Genomic DNA, 5815 nt, shown 5'->3' with positions numbered 1-5815 from the left:
CCATATTCCCTACTCCCTACTCCCTGCTCCCTGCTCCCTTTGCTATAGACAAACTACATAGATAAAACAATGCCCGGAAAGGTCAGCAGATGCTAGTTCTTGCTAACACCTGCTGACCTTTCCAGGCCAAAAGAGCAATTAGCTCAGGGCGTTAATAGCGTAGTCAATGTAGCTATTTGCCTCAGTAGCAGGCTGACCAGTTAAACCATGGTTAGCTTTGATGTACTTGAGGGCTTCGATGTACCAGCTCGGAGACAGCTCGAAGGTACGGTTGATTTCATCTAAACCAGCAATCAAGTACTCATCCATCGGTCCGGTACCACCAGCAACTAGGCAGTAAGTAACCATACGCAGATAGTAACCGATATCACGGGAGCACTTTGCCTTGCCTGTAGCGTCAGATGCATAGGTTGGTCCAGGCATGCTAGTGGTGTAAGGGAATTTGTTATACACCGCTTGGGCTGCACCTTCAGTCAAGGTAGAAGCTTTAGCAGTTAAGGCTTTTGCCGCTTCTAAGCAATCTGTAGCCCCCTTGAATCGACCGAAGGCACTCTGGATTTCTGTATTACTTAAAAAACGACCTTGAGCGTCAGCAACAGCGACGGCTTCTGTAAGCGGGGTTTTCATGGTCTAGGTATCTCCCTAATATTTTGTCAAGTTTTCAAAAACGTTTGAAGTTGTGATAGTTAGACAGCAAGTGATATGCCTTTAGCGTTTTAGGCAACCGCACCAGCTGCTTTGTCGAAGTAGCTGCCAATTTCAGCCATCAGAGAGCTGCAATCACCAGGGGTGATGCCATTGGTGTCGTTAGCGATCGCAATCGCAGCGTCCTTCATCTTTGCTACACCCACTGCTACCGAAGCACCAGGAGTTCCCAGAGCTAGGTAGGTTTCCCGCAGACCATTGAGGCAGCGGTCTTCCAGCACACTAGCATCACCAGCAAAAATGGCGTAAGTCACATAGCGCAGGATGATTTCCATATCACGCAAGCAAGCAGCCATCCGACGGCTGGTGTAGGCATTACCACCAGGATTGATTAACTGGGGTTGCTCAGCAAACAGGGAGCGAGCCGCGTTAGCCACAATGGTGGAAGAGTTGCTGGTAATGCGGTTGACTGCATCCATCCGCTTGTTGCTGTCCTTCACCATAGCGCTAAGAGCATTTAGTTGGTCAGCACTAATGTATTGACCCTGGGCATCAGCCTGAGAAACAAGCTTAGTAAACGCATCAAACATTGACGGAATCTCCTACGTTAGTTGGTTGTGTTTCAAAACGGGCTTCAGTTAAACAGACTCAGACTGAATCAAACTAAATCAAGAAGTCTGAAACGGGATAGAACATGCTCCAGCCACAGCCAATACTCCTATCTCTGTGTCTTGGTCTTTGTCCTAGTCTTTGTCCCATGAGTTTGGTAACAAAACGGATCGTTAAGAAAAATTACAAAACTTCACCAAAAGGTGAGAGACCTAGGAATGCTGTGTGTCAACCGGTTGGTTGGCTTTCGCCTGTCACTATTTACCCTTCAGGTAACTTTTATACAATGATGTCGAGCCTTTATTCGTTACATCTTGTTAAGAGTTTAAGATTTTTTATGCCTGATCGCAACGGAAGATCACAACTGGCTTGCTATGGCTACCCTGTGGATTGGCTCCACGTTGGTGCTGGAAGCCTCTTGGTTGCTTACCTCCTGCTCAAGACACAGCTCAGCTGTTTACTCCAGCTAATTGGTCTAGCGGTTGGCAGGTAAGTAACATTTCTTATCAAACCTACACTCACAGCTACAGGCTGATAATACCCCAGGCCGCTAAGGCGGTCGCAATTGTTGCCCCAAGTAATACTACAGCGCCTGCGGTAGTGATTACTGCTCCTAACAAGCGCACTGGGGCAGGAGGATAATAAGTTTTGATTGGTTGGTGTTTGAAGTAACCCAGCTGTTGCAGTTGGGTGCGGTAGTCTTCCCCATAACGAGGCATCCGGGCAAAGGGTAGATCGCCTTGAGTACGCTGGGGTATGATCCGCCGCCGCTGATAAGGCACGGTGTGATCACCAAAGTTTTCCAGGTACTCGTCGCTATTGAGCAAAGCATCAATAAAGTTTTTTAACCCTTTGGTAGCCAGCATTATTGACCAGGCTAACTTTTCCCGCTCGCTGTAGACATCACGCCCCAAGATGCGTTGTACACACATCTGGACAAAACGGTAGTTGTTGTTGGTCTGATAATTGCGCTGCCAAAAAGGTTCAGATGTTGCTAGACCACGAATGAAGTCGCGCACGGTGATTTGACCAAATCTCAGCTGTGATTCTAAAAAGGTTTGGCGGTTGCTTTTGAGAATCTGTTGTTCATTCAAAATTTGACTATAGGCTGCCCTAATCAAGTTATCCATTTCCGATGGAGAGAGTAGATTAGGTGTAGTGTATAGTTTAGGATGCTCATCTCCGGGCACTTCATATCCAGCGACACGCTGATTTTGGGTTGAGGGAGGATACTCTAGCAAAGGAATGGTCATTAATCACCTCTATGATCGTAAACCTCAGTCACAATCACAGATTAGGGGATAAGCTTCATACAATCCTAACGTTTTTTACGTTTCTTAATTAAAATAAATAATTTTTTATTTTAGCGACCTATGAAGTATTAAGTATTAAGCATGAAGTATTAAGTATTAAGTATTAAGTAAGCTGTCGCCCATTTAAACAAGATTGTCTTGATGCAAAGCGCCAGTGGGGAGCGGCTGCATCAAGACAATGATTTGAGATTTATAATAAAAATGTGTTTCTGGCTACTATTGCGCTTTGGCGCGATATCGGGTAATAGCGAGGCTAAGATCTTGCACGTTTGATTAAAGGCTCTACAATTTAGGAGTTACGAGTCAGGAGCTTCGAGTCATGATAGATGGAATCAAGATAAATTCTTGACCAGTTAATTGGTAATTAATCAGAGTTTTATCATAAGCTGTGAGCCACAAGCCGTCAGCTGTGAGCCACAAGCCTTTACCTGATAGCTGTTCGCGTAGCGTGCGCGTAGCGCTTAAGCTGATAGCTGATGGCTTAGGTTTTATCAACAATAAAATTCTGTATTATTCCCATCAATTCTGTAGTCTTGTCCTGATTTATGACTCGAAGATACTGACTCCTGACTCCTGAAAAAACTAAGCAATTTCTTACATCGAACTGAGGTGAAGTTATAACATCCTAATAATTCCAGTAGTGCTTAACTTGCCTGTGCGAGCTTCCGCTCTAGGTCAAACAAGAAACCATGGATGTATTCCTCGGTCCATTCACTGCCATAAAATCTCTGAAACATACCACGAGCTGGGTCTTTTTCAGCACGATAACCCAGATAACGCAGTTGAGCTTCCTTGATGGCTTCCAGATGCTCAGAATCAGTAATTAGTTCTGCCTGATCCACAAAATCCAAGTAAGCTGTCAGATAGTCCTTGAACGCAGCAAACACCCGATTTTCCACTACTTCAGTTTCCTTAGGGCGTGTCCACAGGAAAGCTGGAGAAAAGAACGGTGTTGCTTCCTCAGGGAATTCTCCTCCCCAAGGCAAATGCTGTTGATGGGCCTTGAAAATCGGTAGGATAGGTTCCGTGTAACGAGCTTGATAAGCTGGATCATCCCGGAACAGGGGCTGCATATCCAAGGCAATCAGATGTCCACCAGGTAAGGTCACTAAGTCAGCCCCGAAGAAGGGCAGGTCATAGTTGAGCTGGGGAAAGATCACAAAATTGAGTACCTGTAATGCTGTTCCCCCCTGGACATGAGCCGCTCGAATTTGTCTGATTTTGGGTGCAGCAAAGCCATAACTGGTGGTCAGGACATCTTGCTGCTTTTTCCCTTTCCCCACTGTTGCTAATTTGCTTTCAAACCCAGGGGGAATGGGATAAGGCTGTAGATCAAGACGCTCTTTTAGATATGCGATCGCGTAGTCTAGAAACGGCTGATAGAGAGTCATTTTTGGCTTGGACTAACGGCTAAAGGCATGGCATCTTCAAATAAGAACTCATATAAGAATCGCTCTGCCCACTCGGAACCAAAGTAGCTGCTGAACAAACCATGGGCTGGGTCTCTGTCGGCACTATACTGGTCGTAGTCTTTCTGTGCCTTAACAATGCGCTGAATATCTTCTGGCTCAGTTAGAGGCTCAGCTTGCTCCACCATTTGCCAATATAAGGCCAAGTAGTCTTTGTAAGCCTCAAAGACTTCTGTTTGCACTGTCTCTAGGGAATCGATTTTGGCAAACAGTAGATACTTAGAGAAGTACTGGTTAGCATCATAAAACTTCATTTCTAAGTTTTGTGCCAAGTCCTGATAGCGATCGCGAATGGCTCGCATTGGTTCAATGTATTTTTCCTGATATGCTTCATCCCTGAACAATGGCTGAAAGTCTAGAACCACCAGGATCTTCTTTTTGCCAAAGGCTAAGAAGTCAATCCCTAGCAAAGGGAGATCGTAACAGTGACTGGGATACATCACACTGTTAAACACTTGGGAGACTGGTCCAACATCCATGTAGGTATAGCGAATCTTCCGCAATTCTGGGCATTGGTAACACCAGCTTTGAATAATTGACCGATGTTTAGCGCGATCGCTTACCTGGCGTTCTAAGCCTGGGGGAATTGGTTGACTGCTTAAATCAAACCGCTTGAATAGCTCTTTTTCCAGATAGTCCAGGAAAGGCTGATACATTTATATTGCTCGTATACATAGTAAAACCCTTACTGAGCATAGAGGATCGCCATACTTCCTGTCTCATTTCTCCCAGACAAAGAAATAATCGTTAACATTTTGCTTTAGAAGCCTGACTAAGGGTAAGCATTCAGCCGTCAGCTATCAGCTAATGCGCTACGCCCACGCTACAGATGCTGCTATTAGCTAATACGCTACAGATGATGCTAGCAGGAGCTTTAACTGCATGGGGTCGGATCTGTAAAACCAGCCGGGATTTTCTACCAGTCCTACCAGCACCCCCGATGCTGGTTTACTATCGACGGTTTGATGAACTGACGGCTGACTGCTGATAGCTCAATGCTTACGACTAAGCCACGCAAATACCCATCCCCAAATGCCCATACCCATATCTACCTAAGGGGAAGCTTTCCTTGCCACCCTGTCAAAGCATTAGCAAGGAAAGCGCTGCCAGTCAATAGGGATTACTTAAAAACTAATCCTTCATTGTGTTATATGGCAAGGTACTTCATCAAAACTTTGCAAACTCACCAGTCAAATGTACTGAAAATCCCAGTTTTTTCTGTAAGTAGTAAGTAAATAGTAATAAATTACTGAATAGATTACTGAATAGATTATTTTAATTAATTCCCTTTGAGCCGTAATTCGCTAATTTTCCGATTTTAAAGGGAAAATTAAAGTCTTAAGTGCCATTCTATCCGCCTCATCCATGATGGCGGTTTTTACAGCGCGAGTTTTTAGATTAACCTTTAATGATGACTTTAACCCCATTAACTACTATAGCATCAGTATCGATAACTAACCGAGAACTTCAAACTAAACCAGAACTCCAGTTACTCCTTTATTGTGTCCGAACCAGTATCGACGAAACGACTGCTGAGTCTATCAAACGTTTACTGCTTGAGCAAGACATCGACTGGACTTATCTGCTCAAAACAGCTCGCCGTCAGAAAGTCTTACCGCTGCTGTACAATAGTCTCAAAAATACCTGCCCAGACCTGGTTCCCCAGAACATCCTCAAACAACTCCGAGATTATTTCCAGCACTTAGTAGTACACAACACATTTCTGATTCAGAAACTACTCAAGCTCCTGACTCTTCTGGAGAAACACGGAATTTCTGA

The 5815-nt window shown here is 44.7% G+C and carries 8 protein-coding genes; 2 read left to right on the top strand and 6 right to left on the bottom strand.

Features of this window, described 5'->3' with window-relative positions:
* Positions 1–138: 138 nt before the first annotated feature.
* Both cpcA and cpcB read right to left on the bottom strand, forming a co-directional pair.
* Complete coding sequence (gene cpcA / locus F6K20_RS21675) at positions 139–627, bottom strand: C-phycocyanin subunit alpha (RefSeq protein WP_071106818.1); 489 nt, start codon at positions 625–627, stop codon at positions 139–141.
* 89 nt (positions 628–716) lie between these two features.
* Entirely contained in the window at positions 717–1235 is a 519-nt protein-coding gene (gene cpcB / locus F6K20_RS21670; RefSeq protein ID WP_071106819.1) for a C-phycocyanin subunit beta, read from the bottom strand.
* Between the two features lie 356 nt (positions 1236–1591).
* Here cpcB and F6K20_RS21665 point away from each other — a divergent pair, with 356 nt between their 5' ends.
* The gene (locus F6K20_RS21665; RefSeq protein WP_158026768.1) at positions 1592–1747 is read left to right on the top strand and encodes a hypothetical protein; all 156 of its coding nucleotides are present in this window, start codon (positions 1592–1594) and stop codon (positions 1745–1747) included.
* Positions 1748–1778: 31 nt separating this feature from the next.
* Here the strand turns inward: F6K20_RS21665 and F6K20_RS21660 are convergent, their stop codons facing one another.
* The 4 genes from F6K20_RS21660 to F6K20_RS21645 all read right to left on the bottom strand — a co-directional run bounded on the left by F6K20_RS21660 (position 1779) and on the right by F6K20_RS21645 (position 4692).
* The gene (locus F6K20_RS21660) at positions 1779–2507 is read right to left on the bottom strand and encodes a phycobilisome rod-core linker polypeptide (protein WP_071106820.1); all 729 of its coding nucleotides are present in this window, start codon (positions 2505–2507) and stop codon (positions 1779–1781) included.
* 363 nt (positions 2508–2870) lie between these two features.
* On the bottom strand, positions 2871–3065 hold the full coding sequence (locus F6K20_RS21655) for a hypothetical protein (RefSeq protein WP_137985770.1): 195 nt from the start codon (positions 3063–3065) through the stop codon (positions 2871–2873).
* Positions 3066–3211: 146 nt separating this feature from the next.
* Entirely contained in the window at positions 3212–3958 is a 747-nt protein-coding gene (locus F6K20_RS21650; protein WP_287295985.1) for a phycoerythrobilin:ferredoxin oxidoreductase, read from the bottom strand.
* A complete protein-coding gene (locus F6K20_RS21645; protein ID WP_008184558.1) occupies positions 3955–4692 on the bottom strand; it encodes a 15,16-dihydrobiliverdin:ferredoxin oxidoreductase in 738 nt (245 codons plus the stop codon). The genes F6K20_RS21650 and F6K20_RS21645 overlap by 4 nt, the downstream gene beginning before the upstream one ends.
* Positions 4693–5444: 752 nt before the next feature.
* Here F6K20_RS21645 and F6K20_RS21640 point away from each other — a divergent pair.
* Positions 5445–5815 (top strand): nucleotidyltransferase family protein (locus F6K20_RS21640; RefSeq protein WP_287295983.1); only part of this gene is annotated, 371 nt, incomplete at its 3' end.

This window comes from Moorena sp. SIO2C4, from assembly GCF_010672485.1.
GTDB classification, from domain to species: domain Bacteria; phylum Cyanobacteriota; class Cyanobacteriia; order Cyanobacteriales; family Coleofasciculaceae; genus Moorena; species Moorena producens.
This window is presented reverse-complemented; position numbering and strand designations above follow the sequence as displayed.

Bases quoted from the DNA above. Each gene is read 5' to 3' on its own strand.
- cpcB (WP_071106819.1), bottom strand. From the start codon at position 1,235: ATGTTTGATGCGTTTACTAAGCTTGTTTCTCAGGCTGATGCCCAGGGT.
- F6K20_RS21645 (WP_008184558.1), bottom strand. From the start codon at position 4,692: ATGTATCAGCCTTTCCTGGACTATCTGGAAAAAGAGCTATTCAAGCGG.
- F6K20_RS21665 (WP_158026768.1), top strand. From the start codon at position 1,592: ATGCCTGATCGCAACGGAAGATCACAACTGGCTTGCTATGGCTACCCT.
- cpcA (WP_071106818.1), bottom strand. From the start codon at position 627: ATGAAAACCCCGCTTACAGAAGCCGTCGCTGTTGCTGACGCTCAAGGT.
- F6K20_RS21660 (WP_071106820.1), bottom strand. From the start codon at position 2,507: ATGACCATTCCTTTGCTAGAGTATCCTCCCTCAACCCAAAATCAGCGT.
- F6K20_RS21650 (WP_287295985.1), bottom strand. From the start codon at position 3,958: ATGACTCTCTATCAGCCGTTTCTAGACTACGCGATCGCATATCTAAAA.